Origin of the sequence: Streptomyces sp. NPDC058240 (genome assembly GCF_042882135.1) — a bacterium.
GTDB lineage: Bacteria > Actinomycetota > Actinomycetes > Streptomycetales > Streptomycetaceae > Streptomyces.
In genome coordinates this window covers 1-18,434 of sequence record NZ_JBHVWT010000061.1, presented here as the reverse complement: position 1 = coordinate 18,434, position 18,434 = coordinate 1, and the positions used below count along the sequence as shown (strand labels likewise).

The window sequence follows — 18,434 nt, the reverse complement described above, 5'->3', positions numbered from 1 at the left end:
GAGTCAGTCAGCAGAGCGGCGGATCAGCCCAGCGTCACCGCACCCTCTGGCACTCCGAACCACTCCTCCAGCGCCTCCGCCAGCCCGGCCGTCGACGTCGGCGCCTGCGCCTCCGCGTCGGCCGCCCAGGCCGTGAAGCCGTCCGGACGGACGAGGACCGCCGCCAGTTTCGGGCGGGACGGGCAGCCGGCCGTCAGGGTGTCGACGCGGCCGGCATACCCCGCAGCGAGGGCCCGGAGCTCCGGGTCGTCGGTGAGGTCGAGCAGGAGCGCCCGGCCGCCGTGGAGGTGGTCCGCGAGGCGGCCGCCGTCGGTGAGTTCGAGGTCCGGGGTGCTGCTGCCGGTCAGCGGGTGCTCGCCCGGCAGCTCGTACCGCACCCCGGCACCGTTGAGCCGCGCGGTGAGGTACGTGGTGCCCACGACCGTCCCCGCCAGATCGCTGACGATCTCGCGCAGGGCCCGGGACTGCGGGTCCGGGCGCATGGCCGCGACCTGGGACCGGGTCCAGTCCAGGACCCACGCACCGACCGGGTGCCGCTCGGAGGTGTACGTGTCCAGCAGCCCTTCCGGCGCCCGGCCGCCGATCACTGCGGCGAGCTTCCAGCCGAGGTTCATCGCGTCCCCGATACCCAGGCTCAGCCCCTGGCTCCCGAACGCGGAGTGCACGTGCGCCGCATCACCCGCCAGCAGCACCCGGCCCTTGCGGTACTCGGTGACCTGGCGGGCGTGGTCGGTGAAGCGGGTCGCGGTCCGCACCCCGGTGATCGTGACGTCCGCGCCGGATACGCGGCGCAGCCGCGCCTGGAGGTCCTCGGTGGTGACCGGCGCGTCCCGGTCGGCCGGCGGGCCGTCGAACTCCACGGTGACAACGCGGCCCGGCATCGGCCCGTAGGCGTACACCCCGATGTCCGTGGCGGTCCAGCCGACCTTCAGGTCCTCGGCGCCGGTCATCTCCACGACCGCCTGGTGACAGGTGATCTCCGGGTCCGTACCGGGAAATTCGAACCCCGCGAGCTTGCGGACCGCGCTGCGGCCGCCGTCGCAGCCCACGAGCCAGCCAGCGCGTATCGCCCCGTCGCTCGTCCGCACGGTGACGGCCCCATCGTCCGCGTCGAAGCCGGTCAGCTCCACTCCCCGGCGCACGTCGACGCCGAGCTCGTCCGCCCGCCCGCCGAGCAGCCGCTCGATGTCCTGCTGCGCCACGAGAGCGATCTCGGCGGCGGGTCCGGCGTCGCCGAGGCCCGGCTCCGTACGGTCGACCAGGTCGGCGCGCAGCATGATCCCGGCGAAGTGCCCGACGAACCCGAGCCCTTGGCCCGCGGCCCCGCCTCCGTCCCCGCCGTTCCGCTCGCGCATGAATGCCTGGAAGCGGTCCATCGCCTGCCGCTGCCCCTCGGCCAGCGCGGGCAGCATGCCCCTGCGGTAGAGCGCCTCTGCGCTGGGCGTGGTGATCGCCCCGCCCTTGATCGTCGGGTCCACTTCGGTGAGACGCTCCAGGACGGCCACCCGCGCGCCTCCGAGCCGGAGCTCGCAGGCCAGCATCAGTCCGACCGGGCCGCCTCCGGCCACCACTACGTCATAGTCCATGGCGCCCACTATGACCGAGGGCCAAAGAGGCCCTTTCACCGCCCTGACCAGCCACAACAGGCGCCGCGATGTCAAGGGACCGGCGCCGCGAGGATGGACGGGAAGCGGGCCGTCCGCGCTCTTGCTCGGCTACCTCACCCGCCGCCCGCCGGTGTCCCGGCCGGTCCTCGATCGGCTCGACCAGGTGGTCGGGCGATCAGGCGGTCGGGCGGTCAGGCGGTCGGGCGGTCAGCGCCGCAAGCTCCGCGTCGGCGCGCTCGGTGACCAGGGCGAGGACGCGGCCGGCGGCGGCCAGGTCCTCGGCGGGTATCCCGCCCCAGATGCGGGCGGTGATGGGGGCGGTCTCCGCGCTGGCTGCGGCGATCAGCTCGTGCCCTGCAGCCGCGGGGCGAAGGTGCGCGCCGTCCGCGACGAGCAGCTGCTTGGCCAGCAGCTCGTCGAGAGCGGCGAGGATGTCGGCCGGATCGGCCTTGAGGGAGCCGCGGATCTGGGTGACGAGATCGTTCGGCGTCTGCGGGGCGTCGGCGGTGATGGTGGCGCGCAGGGCGATCTACTGCTGGAACGTGATGCCGTGCCGGGCCAGGACGTGCTCCAGGACGCCGCGGGCGGCGTAGTGGGCCAGGCCGAGGGCGTGGGCGTTGGCGACGGGTGCGGTGGTGGTCATGGTGTTCTCCCCTGAGTGCTCTCGTCGTTCGGTAGGGATGGAGCGAGAGGTGCGTCGAGCAGGGTCGTCAGCTCGTCGGTGAACGCGCGTCCGCGGGGCGTCATAGCCGCCGAGCGGCTCCAGCAACTGCTGAAGCAGTTCCTGGACCACCGCGATGGCTTGCCCGGTGACGGCGGCGGGAGATCTGGGTGCCGGGGGCGAACCGGTGGCGAAACCCGGAGGACGATCTGCCGCCGGACTTCGAGGACAACCGCGATGTGCACTACGACGCGATCCGCCAGCCGCAGGACCCGGAGAAGTACATTGGGGCGCTTCAAAAGCGGTTGTGGGAGGCGCTGACCTGGTTCGACACCGTGCTGGAGCTGGGCACCACGGGCGGGGTGGACATCGTTAAGAGGTATGGCGAGCCGTGGATCAAGGTCTCGCCGCTGGGCAAGCAGGAGGAGCCGGAGAACCTCGTCGCCCTGAAGGCGGAGATCGAACGCCGCTGGGGCACCATCGACCTGATCGACATCCTCAAGGAGGCCGAGTTCGCCACCGGTTTCACCGGCGAGTTCACCTCGGTCGCCACGAGGGAGGCGGTCCCGAAGGCGGTACTGCGGCGTCGGCTGCTGCTGGTGCTGTTCGCGCTGGGGACGAACATGGGCATCAAGCGGGTCGCGGTCACCGGCAAGCACGGTGAGAGCGAGGCCGTCCTGCGCCGGGTACGGCACCTGTTCGTCAACCGGACCAACCTACGCGCGGCGCTGGCGCGGCTGGTCAATGCCACCTTCGCCGCCCGCGATGCGGCGTGGTGGGGCGAGGGCACCGCGTGCGCCTCCGGCCTCGGGGAACATCGGTACAGCGGTTATCGGTGAGATTGATCATGGTCCGGGCGGTACGAGCGTGGTGACGCGGTTCTCATACTCGCGGCGGGCCTTGCGCTGAGCCGGGACCGCCGGGGCGCCCTGGCTGCCGTCGAGCGGCTGGCAGAGGGTGAGGAGCCGGTGGTGCACGGCCGGGACGGCGGTGACGCGCAAGGTATACCCCTGGCCGCGCCGCACGACCACCCCTTGGTCGAGCGCGGCCCGCTCGGCGGGCTCCAGTTCGGCGGTGCGGAGGAAGTCGGCGATCTTGCCCGGCATGTCGAGGGTGACCGGCAGCTCCGGGGTGGGGGCGTCCTCCGTGGTGGCGGTGTGGTCGGGCAGGAGGTCGGCGACGGCGGTGCGGATGGCGCCGCGGCTGACCTCGTGGTCACGGGCGAGGGCGGCGATGAAGCGGCCCTCCAGGTACGCGGTGCGGACGGCGGCAGTCTTGTCGGCCGGGACGGCGGGGCGGCGTCCGCCCTTGCTGCCCTTGGCCTCGGCGGCGCGCAGTCCGTCGTAGGTCAGCTCGCGCTGGAGCTCGCCGGCGGCGGCGAGAGTCTGCACCATGAACTTCACGGTGGACAGCAGCTCGCCAGTGCGCGGGTGGCGGGCGGTGAGGTCCATCGCGGAGAACGCGCCGTCGTGGATGCGCAGGGCGACCTGGTCGCGGTGGAGGACGTCGAGGACATCGAGGATGTGTCCAGTGCCGCGTACGAGGCGGAACATCTCGGAGATGTGGACGGTGTCCCCGGGCCGAGCGTAGTCGAGGAGTGCGCGGAACTTCGGCCGCTGGAGGGGGTGGAGGCGGCTGGAGGTGCCGCCGTCCTCGAAGACGACCGGGTCCTCGATGCCGGCCTCGTCCAGGACGAGGTTCTGCCGGGCGGTCGACTGCTCGTCGGTCGAGACCCGCTTGTAGACCAGGTTCGCCACCGAGGGGCCCCTTCCGTACGGAGAATCGGACCCTATCTGTCGTTAAACCCTGTCATCAATCACCATCGGATCTGATTGGATCGACAGCGCTCCGAGGTCCCGGAATGTCCGGGTTCATTGGACACGTCGACCGCCTGTCGTCAAACGATCGTTTGCCGACAGAGAGGGTGGCCGGGGCGAGGGTGCGGCTATTCGGGCAGCGGTCTGTCCTGGACGACGTTCTTCATGACCCGGTGGAGTCAGGTGTTGGACGCCGGGGAGTCGGACGAGCTGCTGGTCGTAGAGCTGCTGTGCCGATCCGATCCCTCAGCCCGAACCGGCGACCAGTGCCTCGCCGAGCGGGGTGCGCCGGTAGAGCACCGACCGTCCGGACCGGGCGCGGACGAGCAGTCCCGCGCCTCGCAGGATGGCGAGGTGGTCTCCTACCGCGCCGGGTGTCATGGCGAGGCTTCGGGCGAGGTGGCTGGTACTGGCCGGGGCGTCCAGCGCCAACAGCAGCCGGGCTCGGGACCGGCCGACCAGAGCGGTCAGGGCGTCCGGTCGGGGGACGCTCTCCTGTTCGCCCCACAGGGCGGCGGTGCCGCGGGCACGATAGATCAAGGTCCTGGGCCAGGGGTCTTCCAGGTGGGCGGCGATATTCGCGACGAAGACCGAAGGGATCAGCAGGAGCCCGTCGCCGGCGAGGCGGACTGTTCCGACTTGAGGGAAGTGGCCGATCTCGATACCGCCGGCTTGCCAGGCGATGCTCGGGTGCAGGCTCTCGATGGTCGTGACCCATCCGTGTTCGCCGATCACACCCACCCGGTGCACGACGTCGCGCTCACAGATCGCGCGCAGTTGCGGCCAGTCCGTGGCGAGCAGCTCGTGCCAGGCCTGGTCCATCGCCTCGGCGATCCTGGAGACGGCGTCCGTCGAGTCCAGCACTGCGCGGACGCGGGGATCACGGGCGGACGGGCCGGTCGCGTTGGTGGCGATTTCGTTGCGGGCCGCTTCCAGCGGTGTGGCCCGGATCATGGCTAGGTCGTCTGCCCAGGTCTGGTTGAGGCCGCGCGGGGGCGGGGCGACGAAGTTCGGTCCGGATTGCGGGGTGTGCAGGGCGAGGGCGGCGTTCAGTTCGCTCTCGCGGCGAAGCCGTTCAAAGGTCGGCAGGAGCCGGGTGGCCCAGGCTCGCGGCAGCGGCCGGTCTTGGCCGGCGAGCGAGCGTAGCAGGAAGCACAGGTCCATCGCGGGCGACAGTGCGAAGCGGCTGCGCAGCAGGTCCTCGACGGAGACTTCGAAGCGGAGCACCGCGCCATGCTACCGCCGGACGTCTGTTCTGATTCGTCCAGCGACGAATCATTGGTGAGTGGCGTGGGCGCACGGCGAGGCTGCGCGTCATGACTCCAACCGCCGAGCCCGCGCAGGGCAACCACCGTGCCACCTACCGGGAGGTGCTGGCCGAGCTGCGATTCCGGCTGCTTTTCTCAACCCGCACCGTCGCGATCACTGCGGACGCGCTGCGGATCACCACGTTCTCGGTGCTGGTCTTCTCGTCTACCGGCTCCGCGCTGCTGAGCGCACTGGCCTTCGGTATCGGCTTCATCCCGCAGCTGTTCGGCTCGCTGCTGCTGGGCTCACTGGCCGACCGACTGCCGGCCCGCGCGCTCATCACCGGCGGCTACGCCTTGACGTGCGCCGCCGCCCTGCTGCTCGCCCTGGTGCGGATGCCGGTCGCGGCAAGCCTCGGTGTTGTGGCGCTGGTCGCCCTCGCCACACCGGTGTTTCACGGCGCGTCGAGTCGGCTGGTCGCGCAGTCGCTGGAGGGCGACGCCTATGTACTGGGCCGTTCACTGAACAACATCGCTGCCTCCGGCGCGCAATTGTTCGGTCTGGCGCTGGGAGGTGCGGCCGTCGCGGTACTCGGCCCGCGCCGGGCGCTCGCGGTCAGCGCCGCCCTCTACCTCGGCTGCGCGCTCGCTGTCCGCATCGGGCTACCCCGGCTGCAGCTAGGAGAGTTCGGCGACACACCCGGCAGCGCTCGGGGCGAAGGCGGCACCGTCCGGGCAAGCCTGCACGGTGCTGGCCTGCTGCTGCGCAAACACACGGTGCGACGACTGATGCTGGCCCAGTGGCTACCCGTCGCGTTCGTAGCGGGCGCGGAAGGCCTGATCGTCGCCTACGCGGGAGGACGCCACTTCGCGCCCGGCTGGTACGCGGTGCTGATGGGCTGTCTGCCGGTCGGCATGCTGGTCGGCGACCTGCTGGTGGGCCGACTCCTACGGCCACTCACCCGGGAGCGACTGGTAGTCCCGTTGATTGCGCTGATGGGACTGCCGCTGGTCGGCTTCGCTGCCGAGCCCGGAGTGGGCGTCTCGTCCTGTCTGCTGCTGCTCTGCGGCTTCGGATTCGCCTACGGTCTCGGCCTGCAACGGCCGTTCCTGGACGCCCTACCGCAGGATGGCCAGGGCCAGGCCTTCGGTCTGCTCGGCTCCGGCAACATGACGCTGCAGGGCGTTGGGCCGGCCTGCTTCGGCTCGGTGGCCGCAGGCATCGGAACAGGCGGCGCAATCGCTCTGGCAGGCGGCGCGGCGGCGCTTACCGCCGGCTGGATCCTCACCTGGCACCCGCCCACCTCCCCGGTCCCCGTCCCGAACGACTCAACGGGATCAGAGAACGGCACCGAACAGCATGCGCGTAGTTCTCCTGCGCAGTAACCGTCGCAGGTCGGGTCGGCCGCGTGCCGTCACGCACCCCACCCCCGGCCCGACGTATCTCTGACAGACAGTCATTCCCGGTAGCTCATGCGGAGGCCGCCGAAGTGCGGGGCCGGGACACAGTGGTGGGCAGCCCCAAGTCGAGGCGCTTGTCCATGTCGAGGCGGAAGGTGCCGTACGGGTTGACGTTCGACCAGAACAGCGCGGTCAGCCCACGCCGGTCCTCGTCGCTCAGCTTCTTCGCCCAGGCCGGTTCGGCCAGGACCTGCTGCACGAGCAGGGTGTTCACGTGCACGAGCGCGGACTGGAGCAGGTGCAGGGCGAGCATCGAGGTCTCGGCATGTTCCTTGTCCGGGCCGGTCAGGGCGCCGTCCTTGCCGTGGTGGAGCACGGTGTTCGCCGAGTTCCAGTTCTCCACGACCTGGAGGCCGCCGTGAATCTCGCGGCGCAGGCCGGGGCTGGCGAGGTAGTCGCACGCGAAGATGGTGCGTACGGCGCGGCCGAGTTCTTCGAGGGCTTGGTAGGTGGGGTGCTTGGGGCCGCCGCGGGTGAAGCGCCGCAGTACCTGCTCCGCCTCCGCTGTTCCGAGCCGGAGCGCGGTCGCGTACTTCACCATCTGATCGTACTGCTGCTCGATCAGGTCCCAGCGGATCGGCCGCGTCAACGAGGCGCCGAGCGCCGGCCAGCCGGGCGGAGTGTCGTCCGGGCGGTACAGGCGGATGCTGCCGATGTTCTTCAAGCGGGGCAGCAGGCGGAAGTTGAGCAGCTCGGTGAAGGCGAACCCGACCACCGAGGCGCCGTGGGTGTCGACGTAGTTCGCCTCGATCTCGGCGTCCGTGCAGTGCCGCAAACGTCCCTCGATCATCGCCGCGACCTCGGACGACGAACAGGACTTCAGCTGGGAGTAGATGCAGACGTTTTTCCGCTCCACGTGCCAGTAGATCATCACGCCGTTGCCGCCGTAGCGGGCGTGGTACTCGGTCATGAAGTTGGACGACCAGGAGCCAAACTTCTTCGAATCCGACGCGCACGCCGTGCCGCGGCCCCACCACGCGGTATCGCGGGCGGCGAAGGTGCCGTTCACCAGACGCGTGACGGCGGCGCGGAGGTTGTCGACGGTGATGAAGTGGCGTCGGATGTGCCGCGGTGCGGCCTCGCTCTCGCCGTGCTCGCCGGTTGCCACGATCGCGCGGATGCCCATGTTCGTGCCCAGCGCGAACAGCGCAAGCAACAGCCGGCGCTGAAGGACATCACGGTCGATGCGCTCGTAGGCGGCCACCGAGGAGAACTAGTCGGTGAAGCCGGTCATGAAGTCGGCGTTCTTCAACACATCCAGCAGGTCCAGGACACCCCAGCGCCGCACGACCTCGTCCTTGAGCGCCTGCAGACCGGTCGGCTCGGCCAGCGGCTCCAGCTTCGGCACGGTGATCCACGGCTCGCCCCGACGTGTGGTGACCTTCACCCCGCCCGCGCTGCCGTCCGCGAGCGCGGCCGACAGTCCGTCCAAGCCCCCGGTAATCCGCTTCTTCAGGTCCGCGATGAACGCCCTGGGGTTCAGCGGCTGGCGGATCGCGGCGTAGTGCACGGTGCGGGTGGCCTCGAAATCACCGGGCAGGTCGTCCTCCGGGTTCTTCCAGCGGGCCGCGCCCTCGAAGCAGATCTCCCGACGGCGCACCGCGTCCCGCAGCGCGACCAGGACGCACAGCTCGTACGGGATGCGCTCGACCCTGCCTTTGTCGTCGACGACCGCCTCGCGCCAGTCCTTGCGCACCACGCCGTCCATCGGCGGCTCGTCCTCGGCGGTGTCATAGAAGCGGGTCTTGCCGCCCACATCGGCGTACTTCTTCAACAGCTTCATGGCGTCCATAACCGGCTGGTAGGCCGTGTTGTTGCACTTGAAGCCCAGCGTGTTCAGCAGCGGCGGCAGCATCTGCCGGTAGTACGAGCTGTAGGAGGAGCGCAGGGTGGTGCGGACCTTCGCCTTGAAGACCTTCTCGTTCGCCTTCGCCTCGGCCACCAGGTCGCGCAGCGTCTTCTCGCCGACCACCGGATACAGCGCCCGCCGTACGACCTCGTCCGGCTTGCCGACCGCGGCCTCCGCCAGCTTGAAGAGGATCCCCTCCTTACCCCGGACCCTCCTCAGCTCCGCCGTCAGCTGCTTCTCCACCCGCCGCTCCGCGCGAGCGTTGATCTTGTGGACCAGCGCGATCAGGAGGTCGACCAGGGCATCGGTGATCTCCGCCTGCCGAGATGAGCACAGCACCGCGAGCAGCGTGATCCGTACGTCCTCGCTCGTGTCGCGGAAGTCCGAGGGGTACATCTTGATCGCCCGTGCCCGCCACGCGGCCACCAGCTTCTCCGAGCAGTCCGCGAACAGCCCGTCCGGGAGGGCGAGTTCCCGCACCGACGTGAACGACCGGGACGGCGTTCGCCCGCGCGCTGGAGCGGGTGGACGAGATCGGCGCGTACCGGCTGGGGAGGCTGAGGCTGTCGCAGATCCCGCCGAACCGGATGGCGGCGCTGGCCCGGTACGCGCTGGGGTCGAAGGCGCCGCTGCTGGAGCGGGCGGCGGAACCGAAGCGCACGGCGATGCTGACCGCGGTGATGCGGCACCTGGAGGCGAAGGCGATCGACGAGGCACTGGACCTGTTCCAGGTCCTCATGGCCACCCGGCTGCTGAACACGGCGAAGCGGAAAACGGAGAAGGAGCGGCTGTCGACGTTGCCGCAGCTGGAGAAGGCGTCGCGCACGCTCGCGCGGGCGGCGAAGGTGCTGTTCGAGGAGCTGGAGCTGGTCGAGGAGCACGGTGCGGACCTGGACGTGGCCGCTCTGTGGGCAGCGGTCGAGGAAGTCGCCCCGCGTGCCGCCGTGATGACCGCCGCGGCCACCGTGGTGACCCTGGTGCCCGAGGACGAGAACACGGCCGATGCGGGCCGCGCTGGCGACCCGGTACGCCACGGTGCGCCCGTTCCTTGCGCTGCTCGGAGAGTCGAAGGCGTTGGACGCGGCGAGCGCCGGGAAGCGGGTCCTGGCCGGGGTGCGGGGTCTTCCGGCGCTGGCGCGGCGGAAGGTGGGGGTGAAGCCGCTGCTGCCGCGCGAGGTGGACGACAAGTTGGTGCCTCCGGCCTGGCGCAAGGCGGTGTACGCCAACCCCGACCTGCCGCAGGGCGCGGTGGACCGGGACGCGTACGTGGTGTGCGTGCTGGAGCAGCTGCACCGGGCCCTGAACAACCGCGATGTGTTCGCCTCGCCCTCGCACCGCTGGTCCAACCCGCGCGCCCGTCTGCTGGACGGGCCCGACTGGGAGGCGGTCGAGGAGGACGTGCTGGCCGGGTTGAGCCTGGACATGCCCGTCGCCGAGCACCTGGCGGAGCTGGTGCGCGGCCTGGATGCCGGGTGGAAGCAGCTCGCCGAACGGCTGGAGGAGGCGGGGCCGGCGGCGAAGGTCTCCATCGAGGTGCAGGACGACGGGCGGGTGAAGCTGAACGTCGACAAGCTCGGCGCGCTCGGCGAGCCGAAGTCCCTGACCTGGCTGCGCAAACGGGTCGAGAAGATGCTCCCGAAGATCGACCTGCCGGACCTTTAGTTCGAGGTGAACGCCTGGACCGGGTTCCTCGACGCCTTCGTGCACCTCGGGGACGGCACCACCCGGATGAAGGACCTGCCCACCTCCATGGTCGCGCTGCTGGTCTCCGAGGCGTGCAACATCGGCCTGGCCCCGGTGGTCAACCCCGGCTACGAGGCGTTGACCCGGGCCCGGCTCGCGCACGTCGATCAGTACTACCTGCGGGCCGACACCATCGCCGCGGCGAACGCCGCGCCGATCGCGGCCCAGGCCGAGATCCCGATCGTGCAGTTCTGGGGCGACGGGCTGCTCGCCTCCGTGGACGGCCTGCGGTTCGTCGTCCCCGTCCGGACCGTGAACGCGGCACCGTCGCCGAAGTACTTCGGCTTCAAGCGGGGCATCACCTGGCTCAACGCGGTCAACGACCAGGTCGCGGGCGTCGGGCAGATGGTCGTGCCCGGCACCCCGCGCGACTCGCTGCACATCCTGGACGCCCTGCTGAACCTGGACGGCGGGGTGAAGCCGGAGATGGTGGCGACCGACCGACAACGCGTCGTACTCCGACATGGTGTTCGGTCTGTTCAAGATCCTCGGCTACAACTTCAGTCCGCGGTTCCGCGACTTGGACGACCAGCGGTTCTGGCGGGCCACGATGCCCGGCGTCGAGACGGGCACATACGGCGTGGTGGAGGACCTGGCCCGCAACCGGGTCAACCTGAACAAGGTGATCACGCACTGGCCGGACATGCTGAAAGTCGCCGGTTCCCTGGTCACCAACCAGGTCCGCGCCTACGACCTGCTGCGCATGTTCGGGCTCGAGGGGCGCCCGACCCCACTGGGGGCGGCGTTCGCGGAGTACGGGCGGATCGCGAAGACCGAGCACCTGCTGCGCGTGGTCGACCCGGTGGACGACACCTACCGCCGGCAGATGAACCGCCAGCTCACCGTGCAGGAGTCCCGCCACAAGCTCGCCCGCGACGTGTGCCACGGCAAGCGCGGCACCATCCACCAGGCGTACCGGGACGGGATGGAGGACCAGCTCGGCGCGCTCGGCCTGGTCCTCAACGCCATCGTGCTCTGGACGACCCGCTACATCGACGCCGCCGTCGCCCAGCTGAAGGCCGAGGGCCACGAGATACGGGACGAGGACATCGCCCGGCTCTCCCCGCTCAAGCACCGCAACCTGAACCTGCTCGGCCGCTACAGCTTCACGGCCTCGACCCCGGCCGCCGGCGCCCTGCGCCCGCTGCGCGACCCGGAGGCGTCGGAGCTGGACGAAGACGACGACGGCGGGCAGGAGTGAGTATCAGGAGCCGATCGGATCAATCCGTGACGGGCAGGCACTCGGCGAGCAGAGCGACGACGTCACGCCAGGCTCGCTGTGCGTGCCGTGGGTGGTAGCCGACGCCGGGACGCACGGTGTGGTCGACCGGTGGATGGTGGAAGGCGTGAAGGGCTCCCCCGTAAACCACGAGGCGCCAGTCGACGCCCGCAGCCTCCATCTCTGCGGTGAACGCGTCCCGTTGGGCGGGCGGCATGATCGGGTCTTCCGACCCGACCCCGGCCCACACCGGGCAGCGAATGCGCGCCGCCTCGCCCGGTCGGCCCGTGGTAGTTGCGTTGACTGTCCCGATCGCGCGCAGGTTGACGCCATCGCGCCCGAGTTCCAGCGCGATGGCGCCCCCGGTGCCGTAGCCGACGGCGGCTATCCGATCGGGGTCGGTCCGCGGTTCGGTGCGCAACACGTCGAGCGCCGCATGGCCGATGCCCCGCATCCGGTCGGGGTCGGCGAGCAGCGGCATGCAACGGGCCAGCATCTCCTCGGGGTCCCCCAAATAGCGCCCACCGTGAAGGTCGAAGGCCAGCACTACATATCCCAGCTCGGCGAGAGCATCGGCCCTGCGGCGCTCGACGTCGCTGAGCCCCGTGCCCTCTGGTCCGAGCAGCACCGCGGGCCGGCGGTCGACACCGGCCGGGAGCGCGAGGTGCCCGATCATCGTCAAACCGTCGGCCGGATACTCGACTGTACGCGTCGTAATCGTTGTCATGAGTCTGGACGGTAATGACCGTTGCGCCCGCTCGGGGTGGTGTTCACCGATGGCAGACAGCAGTCTGTCCCGACTACAACACCCGGACGCGTCGTCCTCCTGTCGGCAAACGATCGAATGGCGACAGGTTCGGCGGGCGTCCAATGAACCCCGGATTTTCAGGGCCTGGCGACGACTCGGATCCAATGAGATCCGATGGCAGTTGACGACAGGTTTAGATGACAGTCGAGGTCCGATGCGGCGACAGAGGCGGGGAAGAGCGTGGCCAATCTCGTCTACAAGCGGGTGTCGACCGACCAGCAATCGACCGACCGCCAGAACCTCGTCCTGGCCGAAGCCGAAATCGAGGACCCCGTCGTCTTCGAGGAAGAGGCCGGCACCTCCAGCCGCCTCCACCCGCTCCAGCGCCCGAAGTTCGGCAAGCTGCTCGACTACGCGCGGCCGGGCGACACCGTGCACATCTCCGAGATGTTCCGCCTGGTGCGCGGCCCGGGCACATCCTCGACGTGCTCGACGTCCTGCACCGCGACCGGCTCGCCCTGCGCATCCACGACGGCGCCTTCTCCGGCATGGACCTCACCGCCCGCCACCCGCGCACCGGCGAACTGCTATCCACCGTGAAGTTCATGGTGCAGACCCTCGCCGCCGCCGGCGAACTCCAGCGCGATCTCCAGCGCGAGCTGACGTACGACGGACTACGGGCCGCCGAGGCCAAGGGCAACAAGGGCGGACGCCGCCCCGCCCTCGCGGGCGACACCGTCGCCGACGTACGCACCGCGTACCTGAAGGGCCAGTCCATCGCTGCCCTGGCCCGCGAGCATGGCGTCAGCCGCGGCGCCATCCGCACGGCCGTCGCCGACCTCCTGCCCGAGCACGCCACCGACCAGGACGCCCCGGCGCCGGAGCTGCCCATCACCCTCGACATGCCCGGCAAGGTCGCCGACTTCCTACGCGCTGCCGAACTGGAGCCCGCCGAGCGGACTGCGCTGGAGAAAGGTGTGCCCGTACGACGCGGCCAGGGCTACACCCTGCGCGTCAGCGCCACCCCTGCGATCCACCGCCAACTCCTCGCTCACTGTCAGGCACTCGACAGCTCCGCCGCGATCCCGGCCCAGCGCAAGGCCCGGCGCGAGTACGAGAACCGCGTCAACACCCTCAGCCACTGACCACGGAGCTACTTTGCGGCTGGTGTCTGAGCTAGGATTTCAGGGCCTGTAGGGCGAAGCCGAGCTGGTGATGCTTTGAGCGCCATAGCGCGATCAGATCCCGGTCCACATCGTCCAGGAAGAAGAACCGCTCCAGCTCGGGGCGGGTCGGCTCCTCGGCGAACTTCCCGTACGCCTCGGCCTGCTCATCACTCAGAAATTCCACCGGCACTAGCCGGACCGTAGCCAGCACCGGAGCAGGCCCGGAGGCGTTTCACCGAACCCCAGCGGCGAAGTGGATCACTGTGCTAGCCGACCATGATCGTTCTCACCGATAACCGCTGTACCGATGTTCCCCGAGGCCGGCCTCGGACAGCAAGAAGTTCGGCTCCTGGTCCTCGAACTTCATGACCGAGTGGCACCAGCGGTACCGCGGCCCCGGAGTGATGATCTATTGGCACGTCGAGAAGAAGTCGCTGTGCGTCTACAGTCAGCTCAAGTCGTGTTCGGCGTCCGAGGTCGCCGCGATGATCGAGGGTGTGCTGCGGCACTGCACGGACGTGGAGATCGATCGGCAGTACACCGACACGCACGGCGCCTCCATCGTCGGGTTCGCCTTCGCCCACATGCTCGGTTTCAACCTGCTCCCGAGGCTGAAGAACGTCGGCTCGGCGCGGCTGTACCGGCCGGCGGCCGGGGAGGACGAGAAGTGGCCAAACCTGGCGCCGGTGCTGTCGACCAAGACGATCGACTGGGACCTGACCCGCCAGCAGTACGACCAGATCGTGAAGTACACCACCGCCCAGCGCCTGGGCACCGCTGAGGCCGAGCAGGTCCTGCGGCGCTTCACGCGCGGCGGGCCAAAGCATCCGACGTACCGGGCAATCGCGGAACTGGGCCGCGCGGTGCGCACGGCGTTCATCTGCGACTACCTCGCCGCCGCGGAACTGCGGCGCGAGATCAACGACGGGCTTCAGGTCGTGGAGAACTGGAACTCCGCCAACCACGACCTGTTCTACGGCAAGGACGGCGACTTGACCGGCTCCGACAAGGAGAGCCAGGAAGTCTCGATGCTGGCGCTGCACCTGCTCCAGTCGGCGTTGGTGCACGTCAACACCCTGCTCCTCCAGGACATCCTGAGCGAGGAGAAGTGGCAGAAGCGGCTCACCGACGCCGATCGGCGGGCTCTGTCCCCGCTGTTCTGGACTCATGTGAACCCCTACGGCCGGTTCGAGCTGGACATGAACTCCCACCTCGAACTGGCTGCAGCCGCGGCGGCGGCCAGGGTTTCCGGCCCCCGTACCGCGCCGGAAGCGCCCACTGCCCAGCCAGCGGGTGGCTGGCCAGGCTCGGCCTGAAGTCTCCAGGGTCGGCCGTCCGGCTCTCCCCGCTTCGGTACGGCCACGTCCTTCCTCGGCCGCTACTCCTTCACCCAGCCTCCGGCACCGGGCCCAGGATCAGAACTTATAGACGTCGTTTCACTTGGTGAGTCGGCAGTGGTTGATGAGGCTGGTAGCGATAGCCGTGAACCGCTCTGTGCCAGCCGGGGCGCGTACGTATCGACTCGGCCCTCTGCCGGTCGTTTTCGTGTGGCTACGGAGTAACCGCTTCACGGCGCCGGGTCTGGGCGTCGAAGGCCAGGGAAGGCGGCGGGGGATGCCCAGCCGCGCAGTACGGCATCAATCGTTGACCGGAACGCGGTGTCGGCTGCGGTGCCGTCGAGGCTCCCGGCGAGTTCGAGGGTCACGAGCCCGTGCAGGGCGACCCACAACGATACGGCGATCAGTGTGGTGTCGCCCGCGAGGATATGGTCCGCCACGGCGCGGTCGATCGCCGCGACAAGCGGTCGCACCGGGTCTCGGTCGCCGACCCGGTTCGACGGGACGAAGGACTGTGCGCCACCGAACAACACCGTGTACAGGTGGCGGTGTTCGCGTCCCCAATGGCGATACGCCGCGGCCAACGCGTACAGATCCTCCAGGGCGGCCTCCGAGCCGGGAACAGCCGTCAGGTCCTGGAACAGGCCGGCGACCGCCTGGTCGCGCACCTCGCGGATCAGTCCGTCCTTCCCCTGGAACAACGTGTACACCGCCGCCGTCGACGTTCCGGCGGCGGTGGCCAGCGCGCGGACTGTGACCGACTCCTGGGGACGGGTGGCGAACATCTCGGTCGCGCATGCCACGAGCCGTTCTCTGACGGCGGCGTCGTTCGTTCTCGGCCTTCCCATGGGAAGCAGTTTACCCGTGCTGATAACATCGTTTCAAAACGGCGTTTCAAAAAGCTGGAGAGATCACCATTTCACCATCCGTCATACGTCCCTTGCGCCTTGTCGGCCGCCTGCTGGCGGCTGTCGCCGCGGTGGTGGGGCTGGCCGCCTTCTTCCTGGCGCTGATCGTCGCCACCGACGGCGCGGGATCGGGATTCGTCGCATGGTCCGCGGCTGTCGGGATCGCGGTTCTCGCAGCGCTGTGGCGGGGCCGCCGCCGCTCCTGGCGGGGACGGCTGGTGCCATTCCTGCCGGTGCTCGTCGCAGCGACCCTGACGCTGTCGGTGTGCGTCCCCACCATCCCAACGACGCGCCGCTACCCGGCCGCCCTGTCGTTCGTAACCACCGAGCACTGGCGCCTGTCCACCGGCAGCCGGGTCGCGGTCTACCACTACCCGCCCACCGGCAACAGCCCCCGCCATCGCGTTCCGCTCGTCTACCTCAACGGCGGGCCGGTGCGCGGCATCTCGGTGCTCGACCACCACTTCCTGCAGCAGTTCGCGGGACAGGGCTACGACGTGTACGCCTACGAGCAGGCCGGCGGTGGACGCAGCGACCTGCTGCCCATGGACCAATACTCGATCACCCGGTCCGTCCATGACCTCGGCGCCTTCGTCGACAAGCTCGGTAAGGGCCGCGCCGACATGCTGGGATTCTCCTCGGGCGCGGTCGTGCTCACCCGCGCGCTTGCCGACCCGGCCATCGCCGCCCACCTGCGCCGGGCGGTCATCGCCGAGCCAGGCCCGATGGACGGCCCCACCGCCCGGATCGCGGGGCAGAAAGGTCGACCGTAGGCCCGCGGCATCGCACCGGCCATGACCGTACCGCGCTCCACCCACGTCCCGCGGTACGCGGTCGCCTTCGGCCTCATGCGGCTCGGACTGCTCAGCCCTGACAATGGGCTGGTAGGACAGGCAGAAGGCGACAACGCCTTCACCGCCGCCGATCTCGGCAGCGACACCGCGTCCGCCTACTGCGCGCGGGACGCGCACCGCATCCCGGTCGAGGACACGGAGCAGAACTTCTCCTTCAGCGCCGCCGCCAGCCTCCGCATCCAGCAAACGATCAAAGACTCCCCCTCCATCGCCCCCCAGCTGAGGCGCTCCCGGACACCCGCGATGCTGATGATCGCCGAGTGCTCCTCCCAGGTCCGGCAGTGGCAGACAACCATCCTCGCGGACAACCCCGCCATCCAGCGCACCCAGTACATGCCCGGCGTCGGCCACCACATGTGGAACGGCCTGGGTGACAACGACCAACGAGCAGCAGCCGTCATCACCGCATTCCTCCAAGACAAGCCCGCACCGCTGCCTGACTACCCGACCCGAGCCGACATCCCGGCCTTCCTCCGTGACCACAAGTAAGCGGGCAGACCCCAGGCGTCGCACCCAAGTTGCAGGGAGGAGTTGGCAAGATCCGCCGTAGATGCCTTATCCGTAACCGCGGCGACGTTACGTCTCTCACAAACGACCCTTTGCCCGAGCAAGATCAAAAACGGGGCGCCGAACCCTTGACGATCTTGGATGGGTTCTCGGAACCTGTTCTCACTCAAAAGTGGGAGCGACCCCCTTCTGAGACTTGCATTGTGCGAAAATCCGGGGTCATGACGGACCCTCACGACCCGTCCGCGTCCGACCAGTCGGACGCGGACGATGTCGAACGCCGCCCCTGCCCGAAGTGTGACGCACAGCCGGGCTCGCCGTGCCGCTCGCGCTCCGGAGCTGTCGCCTCCGCCTACCACACCGGCCGCTTCACCAAAGTGCCCCGGCTCGCCAAACTCCTGCGGGTGCCCACCCCCGCCGACCGTGGGCCCGGACAGCCGTGGCGGCCCGGCACCCCGCCGCCGGCCCCCATCGACCCGGACCCGCCGGGCGCGGACATCCGCATCGGGTACGCGAGATGGTCACACCGCAGCCAGGATCTCGACTCACAGCTCGACGCGCTCACCCAGCACGGCATCCCGCGGGACAAAATCTTCAGCGAGAAGATCAGCACCCGGATCCGCGTACGTCCGCAGTTCGAGGAGGCACTCAAGACCGCGCGGGAGATCAAGGCCCACGCCCCGCACTGCCGCGTGATCTTCACGGTGTACGAGATGAAGAGGCTGGGACGGGACTCGGCAGAGCTGACCGCCCTCGCGGACCATCTCACCGCACACGGCCTGGTCCTGGAGATGCTCGCCGGACCGCTCCCGGGGATGTACGACCCCAGCGGCCCCGGAAAGCTGCTCTTCGCGTTCTTCGCGGCAATGGCGGAGACCGAGCGGGAGAACATCCGGGAATCGACGCTCGAAGGGCTCGACACTGCGGCCCGCAAGGGCAAGCACGGCGGTCGGCCGCCGGTCATCACCGACGACATGCTCCACACCGTTCTCCGCCGCAGGGCTCTTGGTGAGTCCGTCGAGCAGATCCAGCCAGACCTCATCATCCCCACCGGCAAGCGCAAGGGACAGAACCCCTCGGTGGCGAGCGTCTACCGGGCCTTGGCCGAGCATGCCAAGCGCGAGGCGTATCCCGAGGCCGTCGAGCAGGCGCACGCCGACTTCGCCGCCCTCACCGGCGGCGAAGTACCTGACCCCCGCACAGAAACCAAGGCCCTAATAGGGCTTTGTTAGGTACCCCGGATGATCAAGCAGGAGTAGGGTTGTGATCTTCTTTCAGGTGTGACACCTGAGGAGATGGAAGAGGTCCGT

The 18,434-nt window shown here is 69.4% G+C and carries 14 protein-coding genes and 4 pseudogenes; 9 read left to right on the top strand and 9 right to left on the bottom strand.

The window, feature by feature from the left end:
• Positions 1 to 23: 23 nt before the first annotated feature.
• Both ACFVX4_RS37805 and ACFVX4_RS37800 read right to left on the bottom strand, forming a co-directional pair.
• Complete coding sequence (locus tag ACFVX4_RS37805) at positions 24 to 1,586, bottom strand: FAD-dependent monooxygenase (protein WP_389986786.1); 1,563 nt, start codon at positions 1,584 to 1,586, stop codon at positions 24 to 26.
• Positions 1,587 to 1,782: 196 nt separating this feature from the next.
• Positions 1,783 to 2,250: pseudogene (locus ACFVX4_RS37800) on the bottom strand (MarR family transcriptional regulator).
• Positions 2,251 to 2,438: 188 nt separating this feature from the next.
• Here ACFVX4_RS37800 and ACFVX4_RS37795 point away from each other — a divergent pair.
• Positions 2,439 to 3,107 (top strand): Tn3 family transposase, encoded by a 669-nt coding sequence (locus ACFVX4_RS37795; protein WP_389986783.1) that lies wholly within the window; start codon positions 2,439 to 2,441, stop codon positions 3,105 to 3,107.
• A 6-nt stretch (positions 3,108 to 3,113) separates the two neighbouring features.
• Here the strand turns inward: ACFVX4_RS37795 and ACFVX4_RS37790 are convergent, their stop codons facing one another.
• Together ACFVX4_RS37790 and ACFVX4_RS37785 are read right to left on the bottom strand one after the other, a co-directional pair.
• Entirely contained in the window at positions 3,114 to 4,025 is a 912-nt protein-coding gene (locus ACFVX4_RS37790) for a recombinase family protein (RefSeq protein WP_389986780.1), read from the bottom strand.
• Between the two features lie 306 nt (positions 4,026 to 4,331).
• The gene (locus tag ACFVX4_RS37785) at positions 4,332 to 5,312 is read right to left on the bottom strand and encodes an ArsR/SmtB family transcription factor (RefSeq protein WP_389986777.1); all 981 of its coding nucleotides are present in this window, start codon (positions 5,310 to 5,312) and stop codon (positions 4,332 to 4,334) included.
• A gap of 89 nt (positions 5,313 to 5,401) precedes the next feature.
• On the opposite strand from ACFVX4_RS37785, the gene ACFVX4_RS37780 reads away from it, so the two are divergent.
• Complete coding sequence (locus tag ACFVX4_RS37780; protein WP_389986774.1) at positions 5,402 to 6,718, top strand: MFS transporter; 1,317 nt, start codon at positions 5,402 to 5,404, stop codon at positions 6,716 to 6,718.
• Positions 6,719 to 6,803: 85 nt separating this feature from the next.
• Here the strand turns inward: ACFVX4_RS37780 and ACFVX4_RS37775 are convergent, their stop codons facing one another.
• Entirely contained in the window at positions 6,804 to 7,997 is a 1,194-nt protein-coding gene (locus tag ACFVX4_RS37775; RefSeq protein WP_389986771.1) for a transposase, read from the bottom strand.
• Positions 7,998 to 8,006: 9 nt separating this feature from the next.
• Positions 8,007 to 9,122 carry a hypothetical protein gene (locus tag ACFVX4_RS37770; protein WP_389986768.1) on the bottom strand — a complete coding sequence of 372 codons (1,116 nt, stop codon included), beginning with the start codon at positions 9,120 to 9,122 and terminating at the stop codon, positions 8,007 to 8,009.
• Positions 9,123 to 9,130: 8 nt separating this feature from the next.
• Between ACFVX4_RS37770 and ACFVX4_RS37765 the strand changes: the two are divergent.
• Positions 9,131 to 11,586 (top strand): annotated as a pseudogene (locus ACFVX4_RS37765) (Tn3 family transposase); the annotation flags it as partial.
• A 19-nt stretch (positions 11,587 to 11,605) separates the two neighbouring features.
• On the opposite strand, the gene ACFVX4_RS37760 reads toward ACFVX4_RS37765, so the two are convergent.
• Complete coding sequence (locus tag ACFVX4_RS37760; RefSeq protein WP_382957847.1) at positions 11,606 to 12,331, bottom strand: dienelactone hydrolase family protein; 726 nt, start codon at positions 12,329 to 12,331, stop codon at positions 11,606 to 11,608.
• Positions 12,332 to 12,592: 261 nt separating this feature from the next.
• On the opposite strand from ACFVX4_RS37760, the gene ACFVX4_RS37755 reads away from it, so the two are divergent.
• The gene (locus ACFVX4_RS37755) at positions 12,593 to 12,952 is read left to right on the top strand and encodes a recombinase family protein (protein ID WP_389986765.1); all 360 of its coding nucleotides are present in this window, start codon (positions 12,593 to 12,595) and stop codon (positions 12,950 to 12,952) included.
• On the top strand, positions 12,838 to 13,497 hold the full coding sequence (locus ACFVX4_RS37750; protein ID WP_389986762.1) for a hypothetical protein: 660 nt from the start codon (positions 12,838 to 12,840) through the stop codon (positions 13,495 to 13,497). Before ACFVX4_RS37755 ends, ACFVX4_RS37750 begins: the two co-directional genes overlap by 115 nt.
• Positions 13,498 to 13,543: 46 nt before the next feature.
• Here ACFVX4_RS37750 and ACFVX4_RS37745 read toward each other — a convergent pair.
• Positions 13,544 to 13,708 (bottom strand): annotated as a pseudogene (locus ACFVX4_RS37745) (DUF4158 domain-containing protein); the annotation flags it as partial.
• Positions 13,709 to 13,841: 133 nt separating this feature from the next.
• On the opposite strand from ACFVX4_RS37745, the pseudogene ACFVX4_RS37740 reads away from it, so the two are divergent.
• Positions 13,842 to 14,834 (top strand): annotated as a pseudogene (locus tag ACFVX4_RS37740) (transposase); the annotation flags it as partial.
• A 251-nt stretch (positions 14,835 to 15,085) separates the two neighbouring features.
• Here the strand turns inward: ACFVX4_RS37740 and ACFVX4_RS37735 are convergent.
• Positions 15,086 to 15,703, bottom strand: a complete 618-nt coding sequence (locus ACFVX4_RS37735; protein ID WP_389986760.1) for a TetR/AcrR family transcriptional regulator — start codon at positions 15,701 to 15,703, stop codon at positions 15,086 to 15,088.
• 92 nt (positions 15,704 to 15,795) lie between these two features.
• Between ACFVX4_RS37735 and ACFVX4_RS37730 the strand changes: the two genes are divergently transcribed.
• The 3 genes from ACFVX4_RS37730 (at position 15,796) to ACFVX4_RS37720 (ending at position 18,356) form a co-directional block, all read left to right on the top strand.
• Positions 15,796 to 16,536, top strand: a complete 741-nt coding sequence (locus tag ACFVX4_RS37730) for an alpha/beta hydrolase (RefSeq protein ID WP_389986757.1) — start codon at positions 15,796 to 15,798, stop codon at positions 16,534 to 16,536.
• Between the two features lie 21 nt (positions 16,537 to 16,557).
• Entirely contained in the window at positions 16,558 to 17,106 is a 549-nt protein-coding gene (locus tag ACFVX4_RS37725) for a hypothetical protein (protein WP_389986754.1), read from the top strand.
• Positions 17,107 to 17,345: 239 nt separating this feature from the next.
• Positions 17,346 to 18,356 carry a recombinase family protein gene (locus ACFVX4_RS37720; RefSeq protein ID WP_389986751.1) on the top strand — a complete coding sequence of 337 codons (1,011 nt, stop codon included), beginning with the start codon at positions 17,346 to 17,348 and terminating at the stop codon, positions 18,354 to 18,356.
• Positions 18,357 to 18,434 lie beyond the last annotated feature (78 nt).

Excerpts from the sequence above, each read along its gene's own strand:
- ACFVX4_RS37805 (WP_389986786.1), bottom strand. The coding sequence starts at position 1,586 with ATGGACTATGACGTAGTGGTGGCCGGAGGCGGCCCGGTCGGACTGATG.
- ACFVX4_RS37780 (WP_389986774.1), top strand. The coding sequence starts at position 5,402 with ATGACTCCAACCGCCGAGCCCGCGCAGGGCAACCACCGTGCCACCTAC.
- ACFVX4_RS37760 (WP_382957847.1), bottom strand. The coding sequence starts at position 12,331 with ATGACAACGATTACGACGCGTACAGTCGAGTATCCGGCCGACGGTTTG.
- ACFVX4_RS37735 (WP_389986760.1), bottom strand. The coding sequence starts at position 15,703 with ATGGGAAGGCCGAGAACGAACGACGCCGCCGTCAGAGAACGGCTCGTG.
- ACFVX4_RS37725 (WP_389986754.1), top strand. The coding sequence starts at position 16,558 with ATGACCGTACCGCGCTCCACCCACGTCCCGCGGTACGCGGTCGCCTTC.
- ACFVX4_RS37720 (WP_389986751.1), top strand. The coding sequence starts at position 17,346 with ATGACGGACCCTCACGACCCGTCCGCGTCCGACCAGTCGGACGCGGAC.